The 23,975-nt window shown below is 69.4% G+C and carries 25 protein-coding genes; 8 read left to right on the top strand and 17 right to left on the bottom strand.

Annotation, left to right across the window (positions count from 1 at the left end):
* The first annotated feature begins 371 nt into the window (after positions 1–371).
* The gene (locus DMP23_RS06920; protein WP_037817567.1) at positions 372–998 is read left to right on the top strand and encodes a YigZ family protein; all 627 of its coding nucleotides are present in this window, start codon (positions 372–374) and stop codon (positions 996–998) included.
* 21 nt (positions 999–1,019) lie between these two features.
* Here DMP23_RS06920 and DMP23_RS06915 read toward each other — a convergent pair whose 3' ends face one another.
* The 6 genes from DMP23_RS06915 to DMP23_RS06890 form a co-directional block, all read right to left on the bottom strand.
* Positions 1,020–1,274, bottom strand: a complete 255-nt coding sequence (locus tag DMP23_RS06915) for a hypothetical protein (RefSeq protein WP_037817566.1) — start codon at positions 1,272–1,274, stop codon at positions 1,020–1,022.
* 132 nt (positions 1,275–1,406) lie between these two features.
* Positions 1,407–2,324 carry a phosphotransferase gene (locus tag DMP23_RS06910; protein WP_037817565.1) on the bottom strand — a complete coding sequence of 306 codons (918 nt, stop codon included), beginning with the start codon at positions 2,322–2,324 and terminating at the stop codon, positions 1,407–1,409.
* Positions 2,325–2,364: 40 nt separating this feature from the next.
* Entirely contained in the window at positions 2,365–2,931 is a 567-nt protein-coding gene (locus DMP23_RS06905) for a TetR family transcriptional regulator (RefSeq protein ID WP_037817562.1), read from the bottom strand.
* 70 nt (positions 2,932–3,001) lie between these two features.
* Positions 3,002–4,210 carry a cytochrome P450 gene (locus tag DMP23_RS06900; RefSeq protein ID WP_037817558.1) on the bottom strand — a complete coding sequence of 403 codons (1,209 nt, stop codon included), beginning with the start codon at positions 4,208–4,210 and terminating at the stop codon, positions 3,002–3,004.
* 127 nt (positions 4,211–4,337) lie between these two features.
* On the bottom strand, positions 4,338–5,756 hold the full coding sequence (locus tag DMP23_RS06895; RefSeq protein WP_037817557.1) for a DHA2 family efflux MFS transporter permease subunit: 1,419 nt from the start codon (positions 5,754–5,756) through the stop codon (positions 4,338–4,340).
* Positions 5,757–7,193 carry an FAD-dependent monooxygenase gene (locus tag DMP23_RS06890; protein WP_037817555.1) on the bottom strand — a complete coding sequence of 479 codons (1,437 nt, stop codon included), beginning with the start codon at positions 7,191–7,193 and terminating at the stop codon, positions 5,757–5,759.
* 91 nt (positions 7,194–7,284) lie between these two features.
* On the opposite strand from DMP23_RS06890, the gene DMP23_RS06885 reads away from it, so the two are divergent.
* Entirely contained in the window at positions 7,285–7,797 is a 513-nt protein-coding gene (locus tag DMP23_RS06885; RefSeq protein WP_336161062.1) for a MarR family winged helix-turn-helix transcriptional regulator, read from the top strand.
* Positions 7,794–8,192, top strand: coding sequence for a hypothetical protein (locus DMP23_RS06880; RefSeq protein ID WP_037817553.1), 399 nt, complete (start codon positions 7,794–7,796; stop codon positions 8,190–8,192). The genes DMP23_RS06885 and DMP23_RS06880 overlap by 4 nt, the downstream gene beginning before the upstream one ends.
* Here DMP23_RS06880 and DMP23_RS06875 read toward each other — a convergent pair.
* Positions 8,189–8,941, bottom strand: coding sequence for a maleylpyruvate isomerase family mycothiol-dependent enzyme (locus DMP23_RS06875; protein ID WP_037817552.1), 753 nt, complete (start codon positions 8,939–8,941; stop codon positions 8,189–8,191). The two genes, DMP23_RS06880 and DMP23_RS06875, sit on opposite strands and share 4 nt — an antisense overlap.
* Before the next feature lie 50 nt (positions 8,942–8,991).
* Positions 8,992–9,717: a class I SAM-dependent methyltransferase gene (locus DMP23_RS06870; RefSeq protein WP_337820492.1), complete on the bottom strand. Its 726-nt coding sequence runs from the start codon at positions 9,715–9,717 to the stop codon at positions 8,992–8,994.
* Positions 9,718–9,898: 181 nt separating this feature from the next.
* Between DMP23_RS06870 and DMP23_RS06865 the strand changes: the two genes are divergently transcribed.
* Complete coding sequence (locus tag DMP23_RS06865) at positions 9,899–10,306, top strand: hypothetical protein (protein ID WP_336161059.1); 408 nt, start codon at positions 9,899–9,901, stop codon at positions 10,304–10,306.
* 109 nt (positions 10,307–10,415) lie between these two features.
* Here the strand turns inward: DMP23_RS06865 and DMP23_RS06860 are convergent, their stop codons facing one another.
* Complete coding sequence (locus tag DMP23_RS06860; RefSeq protein ID WP_336161058.1) at positions 10,416–11,066, bottom strand: response regulator transcription factor; 651 nt, start codon at positions 11,064–11,066, stop codon at positions 10,416–10,418.
* Complete coding sequence (locus tag DMP23_RS06855) at positions 11,054–12,298, bottom strand: sensor histidine kinase (protein WP_337820491.1); 1,245 nt, start codon at positions 12,296–12,298, stop codon at positions 11,054–11,056. Before DMP23_RS06855 ends, DMP23_RS06860 begins: the two co-directional genes overlap by 13 nt.
* 171 nt (positions 12,299–12,469) lie before the next feature.
* Here DMP23_RS06855 and DMP23_RS06850 point away from each other — a divergent pair, with 171 nt between their 5' ends.
* Together DMP23_RS06850 and DMP23_RS06845 are read left to right on the top strand one after the other, a co-directional pair.
* Positions 12,470–13,660: a cytochrome P450 gene (locus DMP23_RS06850; RefSeq protein WP_337820490.1), complete on the top strand. Its 1,191-nt coding sequence runs from the start codon at positions 12,470–12,472 to the stop codon at positions 13,658–13,660.
* A 3-nt stretch (positions 13,661–13,663) separates the two neighbouring features.
* Complete coding sequence (locus DMP23_RS06845) at positions 13,664–13,879, top strand: ferredoxin (protein ID WP_037817535.1); 216 nt, start codon at positions 13,664–13,666, stop codon at positions 13,877–13,879.
* Here the strand turns inward: DMP23_RS06845 and mtnA are convergent.
* Positions 13,876–14,838, bottom strand: coding sequence for an S-methyl-5-thioribose-1-phosphate isomerase (gene mtnA, locus DMP23_RS06840; RefSeq protein ID WP_337820489.1), 963 nt, complete (start codon positions 14,836–14,838; stop codon positions 13,876–13,878). The two genes, DMP23_RS06845 and mtnA, sit on opposite strands and share 4 nt — an antisense overlap.
* Positions 14,839–14,898: 60 nt before the next feature.
* Here mtnA and DMP23_RS06835 point away from each other — a divergent pair, with 60 nt between their 5' ends.
* The gene (locus DMP23_RS06835; protein WP_134730482.1) at positions 14,899–15,297 is read left to right on the top strand and encodes a RidA family protein; all 399 of its coding nucleotides are present in this window, start codon (positions 14,899–14,901) and stop codon (positions 15,295–15,297) included.
* Position 15,298: 1 nt separating this feature from the next.
* Here the strand turns inward: DMP23_RS06835 and DMP23_RS06830 are convergent, their stop codons facing one another.
* The 6 genes from DMP23_RS06830 to DMP23_RS06805 form a co-directional block, all read right to left on the bottom strand.
* Complete coding sequence (locus DMP23_RS06830) at positions 15,299–16,279, bottom strand: CobW family GTP-binding protein (protein WP_337820488.1); 981 nt, start codon at positions 16,277–16,279, stop codon at positions 15,299–15,301.
* A gap of 13 nt (positions 16,280–16,292) precedes the next feature.
* The gene (locus tag DMP23_RS06825) at positions 16,293–17,654 is read right to left on the bottom strand and encodes a UbiD family decarboxylase (protein WP_337820487.1); all 1,362 of its coding nucleotides are present in this window, start codon (positions 17,652–17,654) and stop codon (positions 16,293–16,295) included.
* Entirely contained in the window at positions 17,651–18,256 is a 606-nt protein-coding gene (locus DMP23_RS06820; protein ID WP_037817523.1) for a UbiX family flavin prenyltransferase, read from the bottom strand. The genes DMP23_RS06825 and DMP23_RS06820 overlap by 4 nt, the downstream gene beginning before the upstream one ends.
* Before the next feature lie 9 nt (positions 18,257–18,265).
* Positions 18,266–19,627: a nucleobase:cation symporter-2 family protein gene (locus DMP23_RS06815; protein ID WP_337820486.1), complete on the bottom strand. Its 1,362-nt coding sequence runs from the start codon at positions 19,625–19,627 to the stop codon at positions 18,266–18,268.
* Between the two features lie 209 nt (positions 19,628–19,836).
* A complete protein-coding gene (locus DMP23_RS06810) occupies positions 19,837–21,192 on the bottom strand; it encodes a nucleobase:cation symporter-2 family protein (protein WP_205673240.1) in 1,356 nt (451 codons plus the stop codon).
* A gap of 34 nt (positions 21,193–21,226) precedes the next feature.
* The gene (locus tag DMP23_RS06805; RefSeq protein ID WP_337820485.1) at positions 21,227–22,633 is read right to left on the bottom strand and encodes an amidohydrolase family protein; all 1,407 of its coding nucleotides are present in this window, start codon (positions 22,631–22,633) and stop codon (positions 21,227–21,229) included.
* A 340-nt stretch (positions 22,634–22,973) separates the two neighbouring features.
* Here DMP23_RS06805 and DMP23_RS06800 point away from each other — a divergent pair, with 340 nt between their 5' ends.
* A complete protein-coding gene (locus DMP23_RS06800) occupies positions 22,974–23,957 on the top strand; it encodes an amidohydrolase family protein (protein ID WP_337820484.1) in 984 nt (327 codons plus the stop codon).
* The last annotated feature ends 18 nt before the right edge of the window (positions 23,958–23,975 follow it).

Below are 23,975 nucleotides of genomic sequence, written 5' to 3'. Positions count from 1 at the left end.
GCCGGGTGCCGGATGGTTTGTCACCGCACGGCGATGGGCGGCGGAAAAAGTTCTGCACGTCGCTGTACAGGCACACGCGCCGGGGTCGGTCAGCCTGTGTGGTGGGGGCCAGCCGGGGCGCGTGGTGGTGACTCCCGGGTTCGCCGGGTCTTATGACGATAGTGTGAATTCGCTGTGATCGACATACGTCATCGCGCTCTCGTGGGAAAGGCCACGCATACGTTGACGCCCTCCGGGGTACTCCCATATGTCGGGCCGTCTCTCCCGCCACGCGGTCAGCGAAGCCGCTGACCTGCGTAAACCTGTCTGCCTGCCGGGTGTCAACCCCGCGTTCGATGCTGGTTGACTGGGGGTCATGAGGGGGAGCGCCGATGACTGATCGTTATCTGTCCGTGGCAGTGGCCGGGCTGCACGAGATCGAAATACGGCGTTCACGGTTCCTGTGCGCGCTCGCTCCGGTGGGCGACGAAGCGGCCGCGCGGGAGATCATTTCGGCCCGCCGGCGCGCGGAGCCCGCGGCGCGGCACCACTGTCACGCGTTCGTCCTCGGCCCGGACGGCCGTACTCAGCGCTCCAGCGACGACGGCGAGCCCGCCGGGACGGCCGGGGTGCCGATGCTGGAGGTCTTGCGCCGCCGCGAGGTCACCGACACGGTCGCGGTGGTGTCGCGGCATTTCGGCGGAGTGCTGCTCGGCGCGGGCGGGTTGATCCGCGCGTACGGGCAAGCGGTGTCGGACGCGCTCGACGCGGTAGGCCTGGTGGAGTACCGGCGATTGCGGCTGTTCGACGTAACGATGGACTACACCCGTGCGGGCCGCTTCGAAAACGATCTCCGCGCGTCGCCGTACGTGCTGCACGGGACACGCTTCGAAGCGGCGGCGCACTTCGAGGTCGGGCTCGCTCCCGGCGAGGAAGACCGGTTCAGCGGCTGGCTCGCCGACCTCACCGGCGGCGAGGCTGTCGCGGCCGAGCTGGGGGAGGAGTGGGTGCGCGGGTAGCCCCGGCTCAGGCCCCGAAGATCAAGCTGCGACCGGCTTTCCGTCCAGCGCCCGCACCCCGGCCTCGGTGAGCGCCGCGCGCACCCGCGCGCCGCACGCTCCGTCCTCGGCGGGTTCGATCAGGCCCTTGCGGACGAGGTCGCGGACCGTGCCCTGGTCGCAGAGGCTCAGCCCGTCGACGAACAGGTCCGGTTCACAGCTGCAGCTGATTTCCGCGTGCCCCTCGGCGACGGCACGCAAGGTTGCCCGCTCCCGATGGTTCAACTCGGCAGTCACGGCGGTTCCTCCTTCTGTCCCGGCCCCTGGTGTACCCCGGGAACGGTTCCAGTGTCCGTCGCGATTGCCGGGTTGTCGCGTATTTCACTCCTTTTTACGGGGGTATGTCGCGGGGTAGTCCGGGGGTACCCCTCATACGCCCCACCATGCGTCGGCGAGGGAGACGAAAGTAGGTTCTCGCGGCGCCGGGAGCACGTCGAGGTACCAGCGAAAGTCGCTGTACACGTGCAGAAGCGTGTACGCGAGGCAACGGCGGGAGAAGTCCGGGCCGAGCTCTGCCGGATGGTAACCGTAAGCGAGCAGAAGACTCCGCAGAAATGCCGAGTCGCCGCTCGAAACGAACAAGCCGACCGCCGCGAACTCGTATTCCGGCGCGCCGCGCATCGCGGGTTCGAAATCGAACAGGCCGGACAGCTGCCAGCCATCCCCTTCGCGGGTGACCATCAGATGGTCGCGCATGACTTCGGTGTGCAACGGCACGGTTTCCGGCGTGCCCAGGTCGACCGCGTCGACGAAGTCCGGGAGCTGGGCCAGCCAGTGTTCGTCCAATGTGGTCTTGCGGTGGTGGTCGACCAGTTTTTCGCGTTGCCCGGCAAGGAACGCGGCCCAGTCCGGGGGAGCGAGCACGGACAACGCCGGGTCGTTCACCGAGTGCAAGGTGGACAGGGCTTCGCCGATCTTCGGGGCGAGCGCGAGTTTGTCCGCAGTGGACAGTTCGGGCCAGACCTGCTTGAGCGGGCGCCCGCGCAGCCGTTCCATCACGACGTAACCCCAGCCGTCGCGGAGTCCGGCGTGCACGACGCCCGGGGTCGGGACGGGGAGCTTGCCGTGCAGGACTTCCAGCATGGTGCGCTCGGTGGTCAGCTCGTCCAGGTGCACCGGCGGAAAGAGCTTCAGGACGAGCTGGTCGCCGACGGCGTACACCGGCAGGGAACCGTCCTCGAAGGGCACGGGTTCGCCGGGCTCGCCGAGCGTCCGGAGCAGGTCGCGTACCGCGGGCAGGAGCGCTTCGCGGGTCAGCTGGTCGGGCTCGGTGGCGGACGGGAACATACGCCGACGGTATCGGCGCGCCATCCGCCGCTGTAGCGAATTACTTACTGCGTTCGAGCAGGGTGCGCACGGCCGGGCCGATGAGCCGCTCGACCTCGTGGGCGGGCGCGGTGGCGAGCGGGTCCTTGCGGGTGATCGAGCGGACCAGCCCGATGCCGAGCAGCCAGGCCATCGCGAGGTCGGCGCGGAGTTCGGCGTCCGGCGCGTCGGTGAGTCCGGACAGCGCGCGGGTGTACTCGGCGTCGAGCTGCGCGCGCAGCGCTTCGTCGGCGCGGTCGGTGCCGGAGGACCGCAGGTAGGTCTCGATCGAGCGGGACGCCGAGTCGTCGCGTTCGAGCAGGCTCCGCAGCGCCGCGGTGAACAGCCGTTCGGGCGGGGTCGTCTCGACCTGGGCCAGGCCGCCGCGCGCCATCACGTGCTCGAACAACGCGTCCTTGCTGCCGAAGTACCGGAACAGCAACGCCTGGTTGACGCCCGCGCGGTGCGCGATGTCGCGCACCGTCGTGCGGTCGAAGCCGCGGTCGGCGAACAGTTCGGCCGCGGCGTCCAGCAGCGCGGCCTTGGTCGCCGTCGCGTCGCGTTTGCGCGAAGGCTGGTCCGCGGCCATCGGTTCCCCCTGGTGTGCGCTGGTGTGCGCGACGAGGTTAACCCGAGTGGCCGCGGATCGGCCGGACGAACTACGCGGACCAGGCGACAAGCAGCTCCTCAGGACCGTAGACGAGCGTGTTGTGCTTGTAGGCCAAAGCTTCCTTCGGCACGGCGAGTCGCAGGTCGGGCACGCGGCGGAACAACGCGGTCAATGCTTCCTGCATTTCGACCCGGGCGAGTTGCTGTCCGATGCATTGGTGCGCGCCGAACCCGAAGGCGACATGCGTGCGCGGCGATTCGCGGGTGAAGTCCAGCCGGTCGGCGTTCGGGTACCGGTCCTCGTCGCGGTTGGCCGAGTTCAGCGCGGCGATCAGCCAGTCGCCCGCAGCGATCGTCTGGTCGCCGACCTTGACCTCTTCGGTGGCATACCGCAGCACCCCGAACTGCACGACCGAGAGGTACCGGAGCAGTTCCTCGACCGCGCGCGGCGGGTCGGCGAGGGCTTGCGCGCGCTGCTCCGGGTGTTCCATCAGCACGAGCGCGCTGAGCGCGATCATGTTGGCGGTGGTTTCGTGCCCGGCCACGAGGAGGCTGAGGCCGAGCATGATCAGCTCGTCCAGGTCGAGCGCTTCCCCGGACGCCTCGGCGCGGACGATGAGCTTGCTGAACAGGTCCTCCTGCGGGTCCTGTTGCTTGCCGGCGAACAGCGCGCCCAGGTAACCGGCCAGTTCGTGGAACGCCTGGTCCGTGGTGCCCGCGTCCTGGTCGGTGCTGACCAGCAGGCTGCTCTGGCGCTGGAACAGCTCGCGGTCGGCGTACGGGACGCCGAGCAGTTCGCAGATCGCCAGCGACGGGATCGGCAGCGCGAAGTCCTGGACCAGGTCGGCGCGGCCGGGCTTGGCGAGCATCGCGTCGAGGTGCCGCTCGACCTGCTCGCGGACGTACTCGCGCAGCCGCTCCACCCGCCGCACGGTGAACTCCGCGACGACCATCTTGCGCAGCCGGGAATGCTCCGCGCCGTCGAGCTGGATGATCGAACCCGGGTCGACCTCGTCGTACGGGTCCAGATCGGCTTTGACGTGCGCCGACGAGGCTCCGCGCGAGCTGAGCGCCGGGTCGGCGAGCACGGCGCGGACGTCGTCGTAACGGGTGACCAGCCAGGTCTCGAACCCGGCCGGGCAGCGGATCCGCGACACCGGCGAGGTCTCCCGCAACGCGGCGTACTCGGCGGGCGGGTCGAACGGGCAGCCGGCCGGGCGGTCGGTCGGAAGGGCCGGGGTCTCGGACGGGGTGGGCATGCGGATGGCGCCTTTCCTCCGGCGGTGCGGGCATCTTCCACTCTGGAGACGCCCGCACCGGCATGGGGCCGTTGATCGGGATAGGCGACGGAAGGACCACACCTCTGCCCGATTCACCATTCCTCGGTTAGACCGGTTCGGCGAGCGGCTCGTCGGCGAAACGGCGGGTGACCCGTTCCGCTCCTGCTCGCGCCCAGGCCGTGGTGGCGAGGACGGCGAGCGCGATGATCAGCGTGGTCCCGCCCGCGACCGCCCACCACGCCGTGGCGTACCCGGTGAGCGGGGTGGCCGCGGCGGCGAGGATGGTGCCTGCGACGGCGACGCCGAGGGTCTGCCCGACCTGCCGGGAGGTGGACGCGACCGCGGCGGCGACCCCGGCCTGGGAACGGGGCATGCCGCTGACCGCGGCGTTGGTGATGGGCGGGTTCAGCAGGCCGAAGCCGAGGCCGAACACGCCGTACGCGATCGCGAGGATCCACAGCGGCGTCGTCGCGGACGCGGTGGTGAGCAAGACGGCGACGACGGTCATCGAGATCCCCGCGGTCAGCAGCGGAATCCGCGCGCCGCGCGTGGCGACCAGGCGGCCGGACAGCGGCGCGGCGATCGTCACGGCCACGGCGGTCGGCAGCAGCATCAGACCGGATTGCAATGCCGACAGCCCGCGCACGTCCTGGAGGTACAGCGGCGACAGGAACAGGAACGTGCCGAACGCGGCGAGCCCGCAGACCGCGCTGACCGTGGCCGACGAGAACGGCGCGCTCCGGAAGAACCGCAGCTCGACCAGCGGTTCCGGGCGGCGGAGTTCCCAGCGGATCAGCGCGAGCAAGGCGAGTACCCCGAGCCCGGCCAGTCCCAGGATCGCTGGTGAGCCCCAGCCGAGCCGCTGGCCTTCGATCGCCGCGGTCACCGCCGAGCCGAGCAGGACCACGACCAGCACCTGTCCCACCGGATCCGGGCGGCGCGGGTGCGGGGCCCGCGATTCCGGCACGTAGCGCGCGGTCAGCACGAGCGCCGCGACGACCACCGGCACGTTGACCCAGAAAATCGCCCGCCAGCCGATGCTCTCGGTCAGCACGCCGCCGAGCACCGGGCCGACGCCCAGCGAGATCCCGACGATCGACCCCCACACCCCGATCGCGCGCGCCCGCTCGCCGGGGTCGGCGAAGACGTTCGTGATGATCGACATCGCGACCGGGTTCAGCATCGCGCCGCCGAGCGCCTGCACGACGCGCGCGGCGACCAGCCAGCCGATCGACGGGGCCACGCTGCACAGCAGCGAACCGAGTCCGAAAAGGACCAACCCGGCCTGGAAGGTTCGCTTGCGCCCCAACCGGTCCCCGGTGGCCCCGGCGAGCATGAGAAAGCAGGCGATCACGAGCGTGTAGGAGTCGATCGTCCATTGCAGACCGTTGATCGACGCGCCGAGGTCGGTGCGGATGACCGGGAGCGCGACGTTGACGATGGTGTTGTCCATCGCGACGACCAGGATGCTGGAGCAGAGGATCGCGAGAATGCCGAAGCGGCCGCGTGCGGTGTCGGCTCCCATTCAGTGCTCCGTCCAGTCGGTGGTAATTTCTTCGCCCGTTGCCCACACGTCGGCGGCGTAACCGTCCGGGCGGACGAGGACGGCGGCCAAGTCGTGCCAGTCGCGGGTTGAGCGCACGACATTCTCGCCCTCGGCAACGGTGGAACCGAAAGTCACGAGCGTGAACCGGTCCGGCCGCAGCGCGCGATGGAGGGTGCGGCCGTCGGCGAGCGGAAGGTTGGGTACGCGACGGCCGACGAGGCTGCCGTCCTCGGCGTAGGAAACGTCCAGTCCGGACAGCCAGCCGCGCAGTTCGTCCGCGGTGTCGCCGTCGCGGCCGATGAGGTCGGACATCAAGTCCCGCAACGCTTTCCCGCCCGGGGTGAAGGTGACCATGAGCGCCGCCTGGGCGAGGGTGTTCGCCGCGAGCCGGGCCGCGATGGGGCGGCGTTCGGCGTCGTAGGACTGCGGGCCGTCGATGATCCGCCGCGGCGCGCGCCCCTGTACCTCCGCGGCGAGTTTCCACGCGAGGTTCGCCGCGTCCTGCACGCCGACGTTGAGCCCCTGCCCGCCCGCTGGCAGGTGCACGTGTGCGGCGTCGCCCGCGAGGAACACCCGGCCGACGCGGTACTGCTCGGCGTGGCGCGTGGCGTCTCCGGTTCGCGACGCCCACAGCACCTCAGTGATGCCGAAATCGTCGTCGGCGAGCCGCTTGAGCGTCGCACGCAGTTCGGCCTCGTCGGGGATCTGAGTCTGGCGGCGCGCGGCTTCCTCCGGGGTGAGGCCGGTGTCGCCGGGTTCGTGGCCGAAGATCCGGTAAATGCCGCCGGGCAGCGGAAACGCGCTGTACGAACCGCGTTCGTAGTCCCAGTTGTGCGGGTGGGCCGGCGGGCGTTCCAGCTTGACGTCGGCGAGGAACCCCATGGTGGATGCGGGAGTTCCGGGGAAGGCGAGGCCGAGCGCGTGCCGGGTCGCGCTGTGTGCGCCGTCCGCGCCGATGACGTAACCGGCCCGCCGGGTGTCGCCGGTTTCCGAGACGATGGTGACGCCCTGCTCGTCCTGCGTCAGGCTGGCGAGTTTCCACCCGGGCTCGATGACGACGCCTTGCCCGGCGAGGTGTTCGGCGAGCAGTCGCTCGGTTTCCGGCTGCGGCAGCAGGAGCACGAACGGGAACGAGGTGTCGAGCCCGCGGTAGTCCAGCCGGTTCGGCAGAGTCGCGAAATGCGCGGCGGGCACGGGGTTTCCGGCGGCGACCATGCGCGCGGCCAGCGAACCCGGTTCGTCCGGGATCGCGTCGAAAAGCTCGAGGGTGCGCGGGTGGATCGTCGTCGCCCGCGACTGCCCCGCGCGGGTCGGATCCGCCTCGAAGACCCGGACCGCGACCCCCGCCCGGTGCAGGAACGCAGCCGCCGCCATCCCCACCGGTCCGGCGCCGATCACTGCGACCTCGATGTCCATTATTCCCCCTTTGTCGAAGTTCCTGTGGCGAACTCTCTTGACGTCAAGGTATTCTCCCACTGTCTTGATGTCGAGAGAAAGGTCCGTGCCGGTGAACACAGCGCCGCGGGACGCGGTCGACGATCTGGTGGACGCTGTCCGGCGCGGGGGCGGCGACGAGGGTGTGCTGGCCGCGAAGTCGCTGTCCTACCGGCTGCGCCGCGTCGCGCACCAGCTGGAACTGGCCATGCGCCGCGAACTGTCCGCGCACGGGATCGAGCTGTGGGAGCTGGAGATGCTCGCCGCGCTCAAGCGCGCGCCGGGACACCGGCTGACGCCCGGGCAGGTGATGGCCGCGGTCGAGCTGACCTCGGGTTCGGTCACGCACCGGATCACCCGGCTGGAGGCGCGCGGCTGGGTCCGCCGCGACAAGGACCCAGGCGACCGGCGTTCGGTGCTGGTGTCCCTCACCGAGGAGGGCACCCGGCAGGCGCTCGCGTCGTTCGAGCTCAAGACGGAGATCGAACGCGAAATCGCGAAGGCTCTCGACCCGGAAACCATCGACGTGGTGAACGACGCGCTGCGGCGGGTCTCGCATCACCTCAAAGGAAAGGACGAGCAATGAAGCGGGAAACCCTTGGCGCGGCGGCCGTCGTCGCGGGCCTGGCCGCCGCGGCGCCGTCGGTGTGGCAGACGGTCACGCACATCACCGATCCGAGCTACCGCGCACCGGAGGCCCGCCACGGCGAAGGGCACGTGCAGTACCACATGGCGCGCGAAGCCCTGATCACCGCGGGCGCGTTCGGTGCGGTGGGCACCGGTTTGGCCGCCGGGCGGGATCGTTCGCCCGCGCTGTGGCGGGCAATGGCTTGTGCTGCAGGCGGTTTCGTGGCAGCGATGTGGTCGGGCGGTCCGACGACGGGGGTGTGGGCGCCGAACCGGAAGGCGCTGGCGATTCACGTCGCGTCGACGAGCGCGTTGTCGGTGGGCGTCGCGTTGCTGCGGCCCAAGCGGCGTTAGAGGAACACCCGGGCGTTCTCCAGCCATGCCTTCGCGTCCTTGCCGATCGCGGCCAGACCGGTTTCGTCCAAGCCGCGGCGCTGGGTGATGCGGAGGCAGAAATCCCTTGCGCTGCCCCGGATCCGCTGCGCCGCGTCGTCCGGGCCCCAACCCCAGAGGATCCCTTCGGGACTGGTCAGTTCGACCCGGATCGGCTCGGTCGGCAGCGGCAGCTGAGCGGCGTAGAACGACAGGCCGCGCCCGGCCACGCCCAGTGCGGCGATGTGCTTGAGCCGGTCCGTCGGACGGTGCTCGACGCGCACGGTGTCGAAGATGTCCTGCCCGTGCGCCCACGTTTCCATCAGCCGAAGCGCCACCGCGAGGGTCGCGGTCGACTGCGAGCCGTACCACGGAAATGCCTGGTCCAAGGGGATTTCGCCGAGCGCCGCGGCGACTTCGGCACGTCCGGCGCGCCAGTGGTCCAGCAACTCCGCACGCGGTCGCGCGGCTCCCTCGGCCGCGACCGCGTCGGCGTTTTCGCCCAGCACCGCGGCGAACTTCTCCGGCGTCCGGACGGCGAGGACGACGTTCGCGTCGGCTGCCGCGAGGTGCGCGATCTGGTGCGCGATCGTCCATCCCTCGGCCGGCGTCGGTCTCGACCAGTCGGGTTCGGCGGACACCACCGCGTCGAGGTCGTCGCCTTCCGCGAGCAAATCGGGCAGCGCGGCTTCGCGGGTTATTTCGGACAGATCCAGGCCGTAGTCCAGCATGCGACCACGCTATCGGCAACGCGGCCGCGGCCGGGTCGTTCGGGAACCGGTCATGGCACTAACGGGCAGCCGGTTTCCGCCGCGACGATCAGGAAGTTCGGCATCCGCACGTGACTCTCGATCCCGTCCGCCATCTCAGGATCCAGCCCCGGCTCGGCAACCTCCCGCACCCGGCAGCCGAGCGCGGCCACTTCGTTGAGATACGCGGAAAGCGGCCGATGGAAGTCGGACGCGTCGCGTCCGGCGATCTCGTACTCGGCCAGATACTCCGTCTGGCGGTACTCGCCGTACTTCCGCCAGGTATCGAGCAACTCCTCGAACGCCGGATGCACGATGGCGAACACGAACAGCCCGCCCGGCCGCAGCGCCTCGACGCAGGCGCGCATCGCGGGCTTCCACTCGGGAATCGCCATGAGCACCATGCTGCAGACGACGGCGTCGAACGGCTCCATCTCCGGCAGCCGGGCGAGATCCGCCCGCGCGTAGGAAATCCCCTCGCCCGCCTTCTCCCGCGCGAACGAAATCAGGCTCTCGGCCGGTTCGACCCCGGTCACCTGGGCCCCGCGTCCGGCGAGCATCCGGCTGAAATACCCGTTGCCGCAGCCCGCGTCCAGCACCCGGCGGCCGCGCACATCGCCGAGAAGCCGCAGGAGGACGGGGTTGAGCAGATGCTCTTTGGCGAAGTCCCCGCGCTCGGCGGTCGCTTCCATCGATTCCCGGGTGCTCCCGGAGTTCCACTGCTGGATCGCGGTTTCGTTCGTCCACGCGGAAGTCATTGAACCGAGCCTAGTGCTCCAGCCGCGCCGGAAGGTGTACTTACTGCCACCTTCAAGTCGGATAGGAGCGTTACTGCCTCAGGCACGCCGCGACGACATGCTGATTTCGTGCCCGAGGGGCGGGCACCGAAGGGAGTCAGGTGCCATGGCGTGCGGTGTCCCACGGATTCGTCCGAAAACCGTGGCCACTTCGACGTTCCCCTTGCTGGCCACGGTTCTCACCGTGCTCGGGCTGGCGATGATTCCCTGGCTGGTCTTCCTGCACACTGAATTGCCTGCCACCGCTCAGGCCTCGCACTGGGCCTGGACGTGGACCGGGCTGGACAGCCTTGAGGCGCTGGGCCTGCTCGCCACCGGACTGCTCCTCCGACGCGGCGACTGCCGGGCCGGGCTGACCTCCGCCGCGACCTCGGCCCTGCTGCTGGCCGACGCCTGGTTCGACACGATGACGGCTGCTCCGGGTCCGGACTTCCAGTTGGCGGTGCTGATGGCGGTCTTCGCCGAGGTGCCGCTGGCGGTGGTCTGCGCGGTCCTGGCGACTAGGGCCTTCCCTCGGCCGGGTCGCGGAGCGGAAGAGCTCGTGCCGTGACCGGCGTTGGGCGTCGTGCAAGGCCCTTCCTTCCTCGGCCCAGTACCGGAATCGGGTGTGGGAATACCGCGGCGGCACCTCCGCCCGCTCTGGAACTTTCCCGCGATCCTCAGGCCCGGGACGCGCCGAGGAATCGCAGCACGGCGAGGACGCGACGATGGTCCGCGTCGGCCACGGGCAGGTCGAGCTTGGCGAAGATGTTGTTGATGTGCTTCGCCACCGCACTCTCGCTCACCACCAGCGCCTGCGCGATGCCGGCGTTGGAGCGTCCCTCCGCCATCAGCCCGAGCACGTCCCGTTCGCGAGGGGTCAGCCGCGCGAGCGGGTCGCTGTCGCGCCGCAGCAGCAGCTGGGCGACGACCTGCGGGTCCAGGGCGGTGCCCCCGTCCGCCACCCGCCGGACCGCCGCCACGAAGTCGGCGACATCGGCGACCCGCTGTTTGAGCAGGTAGCCCACCCCGCTGGTGTTCGCGGACAGCAGGTCGGCCGCGTACCGCTCCTCCACGTACTGCGAAAGCAGCACCACCGGCGTCCCCGGCCAGCGGCGGCGGATTTCCATCGCCGCCCGCACGCCCTCGTCGGTGAAGCCGGGCGGCATCCGGACGTCGATCAAGGCGAGTTCGGGCCGATGCTCTTCCATCGCAGCCAGCAGTCCGTCCGCGTCGCCGGCTGCCGCGACGACCTGGAACCCGCCCGCCTCCAGCACCTTGATCAGGCCGACTCGCAACAACACCGAATCCTCGGCGATCACCGCGCGCACGGCAGCTCCGCGGTGACAGTGGTGGGCCCTCCGACGGGGCTGCTGACGTGGAAGGTCCCGTCGAGAGAGCCGACCCGCTTGGCCAGCCCGGTCAGACCCGTCCCGGTGGCGGCGTCGGCACCGCCCAGCCCATTGTCGGTAACGCGCACGCGCAGCACCTCGCCGATCCGGCGCACTGTCACCTCCGCCCGCATCGCGTTGGCGTGCTTCGTCGCATTGGTCAGCGCCTCGGAAATCACGAAGTACGCGACTGACTCCACGTTGGGCGCCACCCTTCCCTTCAGATCGACCCGCAGCCGCACCGGCAGAGGCGTGCGTGCAGCCAGCCCGGACAACGCCGCGTCCAGTCCTCGGTCTTCGAGCACGGCCGGGTGGAGCCCCCGCACCAGGTCGTCGAGTTCGGAGATCGCCTCCTTCGCCTCCAGATGCGCTTTCGCGAGCACCTCGCGGGCATCACTCGGCAGGTCCGGGCGGGTGGCGAGGGCCAGACCCAGATTGACCGCGAGAGACACCAATCGCTGCTGGGTGCCGTCGTGCAGGTCGCGCTCGATCCGGCGGCGCTCCGCGTCGACGGCCTCGATCAAGTCGGTCCGGCTCCCGGCCAGCTGATCGACCCGCTCCTGGAGCCGCTGCGCCCGGCTGGGCCCGAGCAGGCTCAACGCCAGGCGCGTCTCGGCCCGGGCTACTGCCCGCGCGGTCCAGGGCAACGCGCACAAGAGGAGGAGTCCAGCCGCTGTGTAAGCCGGTAATTGGGTCAGGTAGCCGAACCAGTGCTGCCGGATTTCGGTTGGCAGCGCCCAGGACCAGGCGTAGGCGAGGGCACCCGCCAAGCCCGCCGCTGCCAGCGCGAGCACCAACAGTTCCAGCAGTGCGAGCAACGGGCCCAGCAGGAGGTGGTAGCCGATCTTGCGCCAAGGCCGCGTCGCCGCGAGCCACCGGACGATCGAGGACCACGTCCATTGTTCCGGCGCGGGAGCGAGCCGGGGGACGTCCACGCCGATGAGCGCCCGGTAGCGAACTCGCTGAACGGCCGTCAGCACCGGGGTGCCGAGCAGGACCAAGGCGGCTGACACGGGACCGGTGAGGAGCCAGTTCTCCGTCCTGGCGGCAGTCACCGCCGCCCAAGCCCATACGGGCACCAGCGCCAGGTGCGGCAGCACGCCCGCGGCGAGAAAGCCGGTGTCCCGCCGCGCCCGGAGGACCGCGCGGCTCAGCCCGGCTGGAATCTTCATGGCATGACGCTAGGACACCGCCGGAAGACGGTGCCATGAAACCCGCACCCGGTCTCGTGGTGAACCTAGTGCCACCCAGTCCCCGGAAGCTCCTGGCGGATTGACGCGCGGCCGACGTCGGGTGTAGGCATGTAAGCACCTGCTTACAACGGTACCCAGGGAGTCGTTGGCATGACCACCACGCACACCGAACCGCTCGCCTACCCGTTCAACGAGGAGGCGGGCCTCGCGCTCAACGAGGCCTACACCGCCGCTCGCGAGAACGCCGGGATGATCCGCGTCCAGATGCCCCGTGGCGAGGCTGCCTGGCTCGCCACCCGCTACGCCGACGCCCGGCTCGTGCTCGGGGACCGGCGGTTTTCCCGCGCGCTGGCGCAGGAAAGCGACGAACCGCGGATGTCGGAGTACCGGCGTCCGGGCGGCATCCTCTCGATGGACCCGCCCGACCACACCCGGCTGCGCACCCTCGTCGCGAAGGCGTTCACCGCACGGCGGGTCGAGGAACTGCGCCCTCGGGTCGCGCGGCTGGCCGACGACCTGATCAAGGAGCTGCGGGAGCACGGGCAACCGGCTGACCTGGTCGATCTGTACGCGCTGCCGATCCCGGTCGCGGTGATCTGCGAGCTGCTCGGCGTGCCGGTGGGCGACCGGCCGCAGTTCCGCGAGTGGAGCGACGCGGCGTTGTCGACCACGCGGCTCACGCCGGAGGAGTCGGAGCGCAGCCGCGAGGAACTGCGTGCGTACATGGCCGGGTTGATCGCCGAGCACCGCGCGCAGCCGCAGGACGACCTGATGACCGCGCTCATCGAGGCTCGCGACGTGCGGGATCGGCTCACCGAGCTGGAGCTGGTGGACCTGTGCGTCGGGATTCTGGTCGCCGGCCACGAAACGACCGCCAGCCAGATTCCCAACTTCGTCTATGCGCTGCTGGACCAGCACGAGCACTGGGAACGGCTGTGCGCGGACCCGTCGCTCATCCCGATCGCGGTGGAGGAGCTGCTGCGCTTCGTGCCGCTCGGCGCCGGGGCCGGGTTCGCCCGGTACGCGACGGAGGACGTCGAGGTCGGCGATGTCCTGGTGCGCCAAGGGGAACCGGTGCTCGTGGCGATCGGCGCGGCCAACCGCGACCGGCTGCAGTTCGGTACTGCGGACCAGCTCGTGCTGGACCGCGGGGACAACCACCATCTCGGTTTCGGCCACGGGGTGCACCACTGCCTGGGCGCTCCGCTCGCGCGGCTGGAACTGCAGGAGGCGTTGCGGGCGCTGACCCGCGAGTTGCCGGGACTGCGGCTGGCCGGGGATATTGAGTGGAAGACGCAGATGCTGGTCCGCGGACCGCGGTCGATGCCGATTGGGTGGTGACGGATGACCTGGAAGGTCGAGGTCGACGGGGGCACGTGCATCGGCAGCGGGATGTGCGCGTCGCTGATGCCGGAGACGTTCGCGCTGGACGGCGCCACTGCCCGGGCGATCGCCGAGACCGTGGAACCGGACGAAACCGTGCTGGACGCGGCGGATTCCTGTCCCGCCATGGCGATCACTGTGCGAAACGGGGCGGAGATCGTCGGCCCGCGGCCTTAGCCGAACACGCCGTCCTCGGTGACCACCGCGGTGATCAACGCGGTCGGCGTGACATCGAAGGCCGGGTTGAAGGCCGCCGCTCCGTGCGGCGCGACCTGAGCCCCGCCGAACTCCGTTAGTTCGACAGCCGCACGTTCCTCGATGGAGATGTCCGCGCCGGTGGCGATGCTTTTGTCCACTGTGGACGTCGGGGCGACGACCACGAACGGAACACCGTGGTGCGCGGCGGCGATGGCCAGCCCGTAGGTGCCGATCTTGTTGGCCACGTCGCCGTTCGCCGCGATCCGGTCCGCGCCGACGAGCACGCAGTCCACCCATCCGCGCGCCATCGCCGCGGCCGCCGCGCCGTCCGGTTGCACGCGGTAGGGCACTCCGGCCTGCTCGAGTTCCCAAGCGGTGAGCCGGGATCCCTGCAGCAACGGCCGCGTCTCGTCCACCAGCACCGACTCGACCAGGCCGCGCGCGTGCAGGTGCCAGACGACGCCGAGTGCCGTGCCCCACGAGACGGTCGCCAATTGCCCGGTGTTGCAGTGGCTGAGCAGTCGCAACGGCCTGCGCGGGCACGCGTCCAGCACGACTTCCGCCGCGTGCGCCGACGCCGTGCGGTTGCGTTGCTCGTCCTCGTCGAGCATCGCCTGTGCCTCCGCGAGCACCGCATCGGCACCGTCCGGCAGCCGGTCCAGTGCCCGGGAAACGCCCCAGGCCAGGTTGACCGCCGTCGGCCGGGCGTGCGCGATCCGGTCCGCCTCCGCCCGGACGTCCCCGCCCTGGCGAGCCGCCAGCGCGACCCCCAGCGCGCCCGCCGCGCCGAGCGCTGGTGCTCCGCGAACCGCCAGCCGTTGGATCGCTTCGACCAATTCGGTCACCGTGCGCAGCGTGAGCGTGCGGTACTCGCGCGGAAGCGCGACCTGGTCCACGATCACGATCGCCCCGTCGGCCCAGTCGATGGTCCTGCGCATACGCCCTCCGTCCGGAAATCCCGTGGCGGACCGCCGCCGCGGTGAGCGACGATCCGCCTCGTGACCATTGAACGGCAGAACCCGCCCGCCTTGCATCCGACTCCCGGCTACCACCACGTGACCACCGTCGACGCGCGCCGCACCGTGCACCTCGCCGGCCAGTGTCCGCTGACGCCCGGTGGCGAGGTCGTCCCCGGCGACGTCCTCGCGCAGGTGGACCAGGTCGTCGCCAACACCGAGATCGCGTTGACGCATGCCGGCGCGACCCCGGAGGACGTCGTGCGCACGGTGATCTACGTGGCCACCTCCGATCAGCCGACCCTTTCAGCGGTGTGGCAGCGGCTCACGAACTCCTCGATCGCCGCGGCGTTCACCACCGCGAGCACGCTGGTCGGCGTGACGTGCCTGGGCTTCACCGGGCAGCTTGTCGAGCTGGACGTGACCGCGGCGCTCGCCTGAGTCACCGCCCAGCCGCGGCCAGGCTGCAGCGGGACACCGAGTCGGTCAGCTCCGCGCGGTCGAGGTTCCGGCCGATGAGGACGAGCTTGCTGACCGGCGGCGCCGCGCCCCAGTCGCCGGCGTCCGTCAGTTCGTAAATCCGATGCACGCCTTGCAGCACCGTCTTGCGGTCGAAGGCGAGGATTCCCTTGAACCGGTACAGGTCGTCGCCGCGTTCGGTCAGCAGGGCGGTGAGCCACTGTTCGAACGCGGTGCGGTCCAGGGGGTAGTCGAGTTCGATCGAGACCGATTCCAGCGTCGGGTCGTGGTGGTGCGATTCGTCTTCGAGCCAGTCCGGGTCGGCGGCGACGGTGCGGTTCAGGTCGAAGGCGTTGATGCCGAGGATGTCGTCCAGGTCGACGCTGCCGTAGCTGGACGTGAGGATGTCCGCGGTCGCGTTGACCGAGCGGAGCTGCGTGCGCAGTTCCTCGCTCTCCGGCTCGGTGACCAGGTCGATCTTGTTGAGCACGATCCGGTCGGCGAACGCGATCTGGTTGCTCACCTGTCCGCCGACGCCGTCGTGCTCGCCCTCCTCGAGATGGCTGCCGACGTGCCGCGCGTCGACCAGGGTCACGATCGCGTCCAGCGCGAACGCCGACGAAACCTCGTCGTCCACGAAGAACGTTTGCGCGACCGGGTTCGGGTCGGCCATGCCGCTGGTTTCGATGAGAATCCGGTCGAAGCGTTCGCGGCGGCGCAACAGCGACTGCAGGATTTCGATGAGGTCGGTGCGCGCGGTGCAGCACAGGCAGCAGCCGTTGCTCATTTCGATGATCTTCTCGTCGCCGCCGAGCACGAGCGCGTTGTCGATGGGGATCTCGCCGAATTCGTTCTCGATCACCGCGATCCGGTGCCCGTGGTGCGCGGTGAGGATGTGGTTGACGAGCGTGGTCTTGCCGGAGCCGAGAAAGCCGGTCAGTACGGTCACCGGGATTTTGGCCATGGTGTTTCCCTCCTTAAACGTTCCCGCCGAGAATCCGGCGAGCGTGCTGACGTGCTTCTTCCGAGACGACAATGCGGTTGCCGTCGAAGTGCGGGCCGCGGGTCGCGTCCAGGCCCATCCGGGACGTCGTCCCGTCGGAGCCCGAGGACGGGTCGAGTGGCGAGCCGGGCAGACCGTCCACAGTGAACAAGTCCTGGTGCGGCTGGAAATGCGTGGCGAGCGCCCACAGAACGTCGCTGTCGCTGGTGACGTCGACGTCCTCGTCCACCGCGATCACGGTCTTGACATACGGGTCCCAGCCGAGCAGGCCGAGCATCACCTGCCGGGCTTGACCGGGCCGTCGCTGGCGAAGCGCGACGTAGCAATGGAAGTGCGTGCCGGACGTCGGATAGTGCACTGCGGTGACGTCCGGGAAGCGTGCTTTGAGCTTCTCCGCCATTTCCGATTCCCGTGGCACGCGCGCGAGATTCAGGTGCTCATCGGTGTTGCCGCCGACGACGTCGATGAGCATGGCGTCGGAGCGGCGCAGGACGGTGTGCACGCGCAGGAGGTTGTTGGTCGAGCGATTCGAGGAATAGCCGGAGAATTCGCCGAACGGGCCTTCGTCCGCGTGCTCGGACGCGTCGATGGTGCCTTCCAGCACGAAGTCCGACCAGGCCGGGACGCCAATGCCATGCCGTGGAGTACGCACGACTTCCAGCGGTTCGCCGAGAAGCCCTCCAGCTACCGCGCGCTCGTCCACGTCGTAGCCGACCCGCGCGGACGCGGCCAGCATGAACAGCGGATGCCCGCCGAGCACCATCGCGACCGGCATCGGTTCGCCGCGTTCGGCGTACTTCTGCAGCATCCGCCACAGATCCCCGCGCGAATGGAGACTGGTCGCCAGTTCGGTGCGGGAATGCGGCATCGCCCGGTGGTAGCTGAGGTTGCCGACGCCGGTGTCCGGATCCTCCGCGACGATGATTCCGCTGGTGACGTAAGGGGAACGGTCGCTGGCGAAGTGCCGCAGCATCGGGACGGTCGCCAAGTCGACCTCGGTCGTCACCTCGTCCAGCACCGGTCCGCTGTCCACCACCCGCGGCGGGATCGCGCGGAGCGCCCGCTGCTGGTAGGCACTGTGCAAACCGGACGGTCCGGTTTCGAGCATGCGGGCGATGCGCTGCCGCGAAGCGAACATGTTGCTCACCACCGGCACGTCGAGCCCGGTCACCTTCCGGAACAGCACCATCTCGTGCCGTCCGGCCGCGGCGAGTTCGTAAATCACCCCGGTGACGCCCTCGTCGGCCGGGACCGGGTCGTCGAGGACGAGCACGTCGTCGGGAAACTCGTGGCGGTACTGGTCAACGAACGCGTGGGGATCTTGCCGGTGGTTCACCGCGAAACTCCTTGCGAGGCGGGCGGCCCCTGCCAGCGCGCGAACAGGTCGTGCTCGATGCCGAACTGGTCGAGCACCTTGCCGGTCAGGTGGGCGAGGATGTCCTCAATGGACTCGGGCTGGTGGTAGAAGGCGGGCATCGGCGGCAGCACGGTCGCGCCCGCCTCGGTCACCGCCACCAGATTGCGCAGGTGCACGAGGCTCAACGGGGTTTCCCTGGCGACGAGCACGAGCGGGCGGCGTTCTTTCAGGGTGACGTCGGCGGCGCGGACGAGCAGGTCGTCGCTGTAGCCGTGCGCGATCCCGGCGACGGTTTTCATCGAGCACGGCACGACGACCATGCCCATGGTGCGAAAGGAACCGGACGCGATCGACGCGGCGATGTCCCCGCGCGCGTGGCGGACGTCGGCCAGGTCGGCGACCTCGGCGGGCGGCATCCCGGTTTCCAGTTCGACGGTGCGGTGCGCGGCTCGCGACATGACCAGATGCGTTTCCACCGTGCCGAGCTTGCGCAGCGCGGTCAGCAAGTGGACAGCCAGGTGCGGGCCGCTGGCCCCGGTGATGCCGACGATCAGCCGGGGCCGCTGCGGTTCGGTGCCCATGACGTCCTTTCAGGACTGGGAAAGTTTCGCGGCGGGTTCTCGGTGCACGAGCGGCTCTGCTGGCCGCCGTTTCCGAGCAGCGAAGAAAAGCAGATTCAGCAGCACCGCCAGCACGGTTCCGGTGGCCACGCCGCTCTTGAGGAAAACCTGCGCGGCGAAGGGAAACTGCTTGTAGAATTCGGGCGCTCCGGCCGGGATGAGACCCACGCCGAGCGACAGCATGACGATCACCAGGTTGCCGGTCTGGTTGAAGTCCACTCGGGACAACAGCTGGATTCCGGACACAGTGAGCGCGGCGAACGTGGCGACCGCGGCCGCGCCGATCACCGGTTGCGGGATCGCCGCGATCACCCGGCCGACCGGTTGCACCACGCCGAAAACGACGAGGATCATGCCGCCGACCGCGACCGGGTACCGGCTGCGCACCTTGGTCAGCGCGACGAGCCCGATGTTCTGGCCGAAGGTGGTGTAGGCGAAACCGTTGAACACGCCGCTGAGCGCGGTGAGCAGCCCGTCCACCCGCAGCAGGTTCGCGACGTCGCGCGGCCCGACCTTCTTGCCGACCACCTGCCCGACGGCGAGCCCCTGTCCGGACGCCTCGACCATCAGCACGAAAACGATCACCAGGAACAGCAGAATCGACGGGATGTCGAAATGCAACGCTCCGTAGTGCAGTGGTTTCAGCAATCCGAAAACGGGACCGTCGGCGACCCCGGCGAGGCTGCCCAGCCCGGTCAGCCAGCCGACGATCGCGCCGACGGTCAGCGCGATCAGCATCGCCAACTGGCCGAGCAAACCGCGGAACACCCGGTAGAACACCGCGATCAGCGCGAGCGTGAACCCGGCGAGCGCGAGATTCGCGGGCGCACCGTAATTGTGCGCGGACGGATCGGAACCGGCGATGAGTTTCAGCCCGACCGGGATCAGCGTCAGCCCGATCAGCGTGATGACGGTTCCGGTGACGACCTCCGGGAACAGCTTGAGCAGTTTGCTGAACAACGGCGCGATCAGCACCCAGAGCACGCCGACCACGAGCAGCGAGCCATACACAGTGGACAGTCCCTGGGTGCTGCCGATCAGCACCATCGGGACGATGCCGTTGGACGCGGCACCGACGACGAGCGGCATCCGGATGCCGAATTTCCAGACGCCGAACGCCTGCAGCATGGTGCCGATCCCGGCGAGCACCAGGTCGACGCTGACCAGGTCGGCGATCTGCGACTGCGGAAGCCCGAGCCCGGCGCCGACCACGATCGGCACCACGACGACGCCGGCGTACATCACGAGCACGTGCTGCAAACCCAGCAGCACCAGCGGACCGAACCGGGGACGTTCGTCCACCGGGGACGGGGGAGACGGGTGACTGGCCATGATTCCCTCACCTCGTTGGGCCGGCGGGGCCGGGAAGGGGCCGGGCCGGGCGGATCGCGGGGCGTCGCCGGAGCCGGACGGGCTGCCGGCGGCGAGGACCCCCGGCCGCGCGCGAACCTGCCGCCGCACCTACGGGGTTATGGAATGAGCGAAGATTTTTCCTTCCCTGCAAGGAGTTTCGACTATGGTGCATCGGAAGCCGCCGAGGGTCAATACCCGGGCGCGGCTTCCGTTCCGGTGCGCGGAGCCCGCTCGCGGCGGTTGAGCACGAGGTTCAGCAGGAACGCCGCGATGCCGCCGGCGGCGATGCCGCTCGTCAGTACCGTCTGCACCACAACGGGCAGATGTTGGTAAAACTCTGGCGCGCCGACCGGCAGAAGACCGAAGCCGAACGAGATGGCGACGATCAGGATATTGCGGCCGTTGCTGAGATCCGCCTGGCTCATGATGCGCAGCCCGACCGCTCCGACGGTGCCGAACATGACCACGCCGACGCCGCCGAGGACCGGTCCCGGCAGCGACGCGACGGCCGCGCCGAGTTTCGGCACCAGGCTCATGAGCACCAGCACCGCGCCCGCGGTCGCGACCACGAACCGGCTCATCACGCGGGTGATGCTGACCAGCCCGACGTTCTCGCCGAACGTGACGACGGTGAACGAGCCGAACACCCCGGCGAACGCGGTGCCGAGCCCGTCCGCGCGCAGGGCCCGGGAAATCTCGGGCGGACCGACGTCGCGGCCGACGATCTGCCCGATGGCGAGCGTGTCGCCGGTCGATTCCACCATGTTCACCAATTGCACGATGATCATGGGCAGCAAGGCGGACAACGCGAAGGTCGGCATGCCGAATTCGAACGGCTTCACCACGCCGAACCAGTCCGCCTGTCCGACCGAACTGAAGTCCGCCATGCCGAGCGGAACCGCGACGAGGGTGCCGACCGCCAGCGCGATCAGGATCGCGAAGCGGCGCACCGCGGGCGGGGCGAACCGTTCCAAGCAGACAGTCAGCACGATGATGCCCAGGCCGAGAATCAGCCGTCCGGCCGAACCGTGGTCGGCCGCGTTCGGGTTCGACCCGGCGATCAGCGTCGCGGTGGAGGGCAGCAGCGAGAACCCGATGATCGCGATGATCGTCCCGGTCACGATCGGCGGGAAGAACCGGATCAGCTTGCTGAACCACGGCGCGACCAGCCAGGTCAGCAGTCCGGCGACGATCGTCGCGCCGAAGACCGCGGGCAGCCCGGCCTCCTTGCCGACGATGATCGCCGGGGTGATGCCGGTGAAGGTCGAGCCCATCACGATCGGCAGCCGGACGCCGACGTTGCCGATCCCGAGCGTCTGCAGCAGCGTCGCGATGCCGCTGACCAGCACGTTCGCCGTGATGAGCGTGGCGATCTGCGCGGTGGACAGGCCGACGCCGAGCCCGATCAGCAGCGGGACGGTGACCATTCCGGAGTAGGCGACCAGCAGGTGCTGGATGCCGAGGGGGAGCATCTGCCGGAACCGGGGGACGGTGTCGACCGCGTCGCGGGTTTCGGCTCGGGTGGTGCGCGGACGGAATCGCATGGTTTCCTCCACAGCGGGGAAGGGGGAGCGCGGATCACCGCGCCCAGGGAGTGAGCAGTCCGCCCGTGCCGCTGCGTTCCAGCAGCCGGGCCGCGTGCCGTTCCGCCTCGTCGGCGGCGGCCGCTTCGTCGACGCGGACGCACTGTCCGGCGCGGTAGACGATCTCGCCGCCCACGATCGTCAGCTCCACATCGGACCCGCGGGCGGAGTAGACGAGGGCGGCGACGGCCCGGTGCACCGGGCGCACGTGCGGACGGTCGAGCGCGGTCACGATGACGTCGGCGAGTTTGCCCTCGCTCAACACTCCCGCGTCGATTCCGGCGTAACGGGCCCCCTCGCGGGTGGCCATTTCCAGCGCGTCCTCGGCCCGCAGCGCCGTCGGGTCCAAAGTGGCCGTTCGCTGGCCGAAGACGCTGAGTTTCATCGCCTCGAAAAGATCTTGCCGATGGCCGCAGCTGGGACCGTCGGTGCCGAGCGCGACCGGGACGTGCTGTCTCCGCATGCTCGTGATTTGCGCGGTGCCGGAGGCGAGATAACCGTTGGACGCCGGGTTGTGCGAAACTCCCGCGCCCGCCGCCGCGACCTGCTCGATTTCGGCTTCGTCGAGCCAAATCGCGTGCGCGAGCGTGGCCCGTTCGTCGAGCAGGCCTTCCTTCGCGAGCCACTCGACCGGCCGCGCCCCGTGGGTTTCGAGATAGCTGACCGGATCGGTTTTGCTCTCGCAGCAATGGGTGTGCCAGCGAGTGCCGTATTCCCGGGCGAGTTCGACCGTCTGGCGGACGAGTTTTTGCTCCACGTAACAGAGATTGAGCGCGGCGGGCCAGACGGAGACCTTCGAACTCGGCGGCCGGTGCTGCATCGCCTCGCGGGTGATCGCGAATTCGTCCTCGCTCGAGTAGCGGAACAGTTCGATCGGCTGGCCGCGACGGTCGGCGATTTCGGTGCGCTCGCCCAGCATGCCGCGGGCGACCGCACCGCGAAGCCCGGCTTCCTCGATGACGTCCGCGACGGCGAGCGTCGTTTCAAGATCGCTTGGCGCGTAATGGTTGTCGATCACCGTCGTGATGCCGGCGCGCAACGCTTCGACCGCACCGAGCCGTGCCCCGGCCACCGCTTCCGGCCCGGTGATCGCGATCGAGTACGGCCACATGAATTCGCACAGCCACGGCACGATCGACATGCCTTCGCCGAGCCCGCGAGCGAGTGCTTGGTAGAGGTGGTTGTGCCCGTCGACCAGGCCGGGGAGCACGGCTTTGCCGCGGCAGTCGACGACCTCGGCGGCGCGCCAGCGTTCGGTGCCAGGCCCTTCGCCGACGCCGGCGACCCGGTCGCCGATGATCGCGACGTGGCCGGTCTGGTGGACAGTGCGCTGGTCGTCGACGGTCACCACGGTGCCGCCGGTCAGCAGGAGATCGCAGGGTTCCGGTTCCGCAGCCGACATCGGGCCGCCCTTCCCCGGGCGGGGTCGGACCCGGCCCGGCGGTCGTCTCCAGCGCGCGGCTGGAGGCAGTTGGCCGAACGGTTGGCCCGAAACGGGAGGTCACCGGCGCCCGGCAGCGCCGCCGGGTCGTTCAATGCAAAGCCCTCGCGGGAGCGGTGTCAAGAGGGGAGTGCGGAAAAGTCTTGCCGCGCAAGGCATTCGGCGATCATGTGTTGACACCGGGCGGCGGAGGTGCTGCACTCGGTTGCGCCGGAGCGCGGATCGCGCTTCCGGGTCCCGTAGGTGCGGTGAAGCGCGGCCGGGGAGTCCTTTACTCAAGTCTTGCGTAAGGAGACATCCGGTGATTATCGATACCCATGTCCATCCGACGAATCTCGTCGACGAAGCCTGGCGGCACACCGGAACCCCGTTCACCGGCGAGCGCACGCTGGAAATGATGGACGGTCCATTCTGGATCAACGGCAAGCCGCGGCGCGTGGACGTCAGCTGCATCATGCCGCCGCCGGGGAACACGACCTGGCGCGAGGGCAACAAAACCGGCCGCGAGGGCATCCGCGAATACCAGGCGTACGTGACCTCGCTGGTGCAGCAGTACCCGGACCGGTTCGTCGGCAACTTCATGTACAACCCGCGTTTCGGCCCGGAAAACGGCGCCGCGGAGCTGGCCTTCCACGTGAAGGAATACGGCTACAAGATGCTGAAGCTGCACGCCAACATGCATTCCTACCGCCCGGACCGGGCGCTGGACTGGCTGCGGCCGGTGATGCGGGTGTGCGACGAACTCGGCGTGATCGTGCTGATCCACACCGGGGACGGGCCGTACTCGATCCCGACCCAGTTCTACCCGATCATCCGCGAGTTCCCGAACGTCACGTTCATTCTCGGCCATTTCGGCATCCAGACCGGCGGCGTCTACTGTTTCGAGGCGTTCTGGATGATCCAGGACTCCCCGAACGTGATCGGCGAATCGGGCTGGCTGCTGCAGTCGCGGATCGTCGAATTCGCCAAGGAGATGAAGAAGAGCGACCTGGTCTTCGGCACCGATTCGCCGCCGAACGAGCCGGGCATGTGGGCGCGCGAGCTGGAAGTGTTGTGCCACCAGCCGCCGCACGGCCTGAACCTGTCCGAGGACGACCTGGAGGGCTACCTCGGCAACAACATGGCCAAGCTGCTCGGCCTCGCGCCGACGCCGCCGCCGAAGGACAAGGCGGAAGCCGAGGCGTATTTGCGCGGCGACATTCCGCAGGCGTCCGCGGCGAATACACACGCGTCGCATTATCTCGGCTACACGCCTTCGGCGTGGGCAGAGGCCGCTAACTCCTGATTCCGTCGGCGCGCCGGC

Source organism: Amycolatopsis sp. A1MSW2902 (assembly GCF_017312175.1).
Taxonomy (GTDB): Bacteria; Actinomycetota; Actinomycetes; order Mycobacteriales; family Pseudonocardiaceae; genus Amycolatopsis; species Amycolatopsis nivea.
Note: the sequence above shows the minus strand (reverse complement) of the source record. Positions and strands in the feature narration are given on the sequence as shown.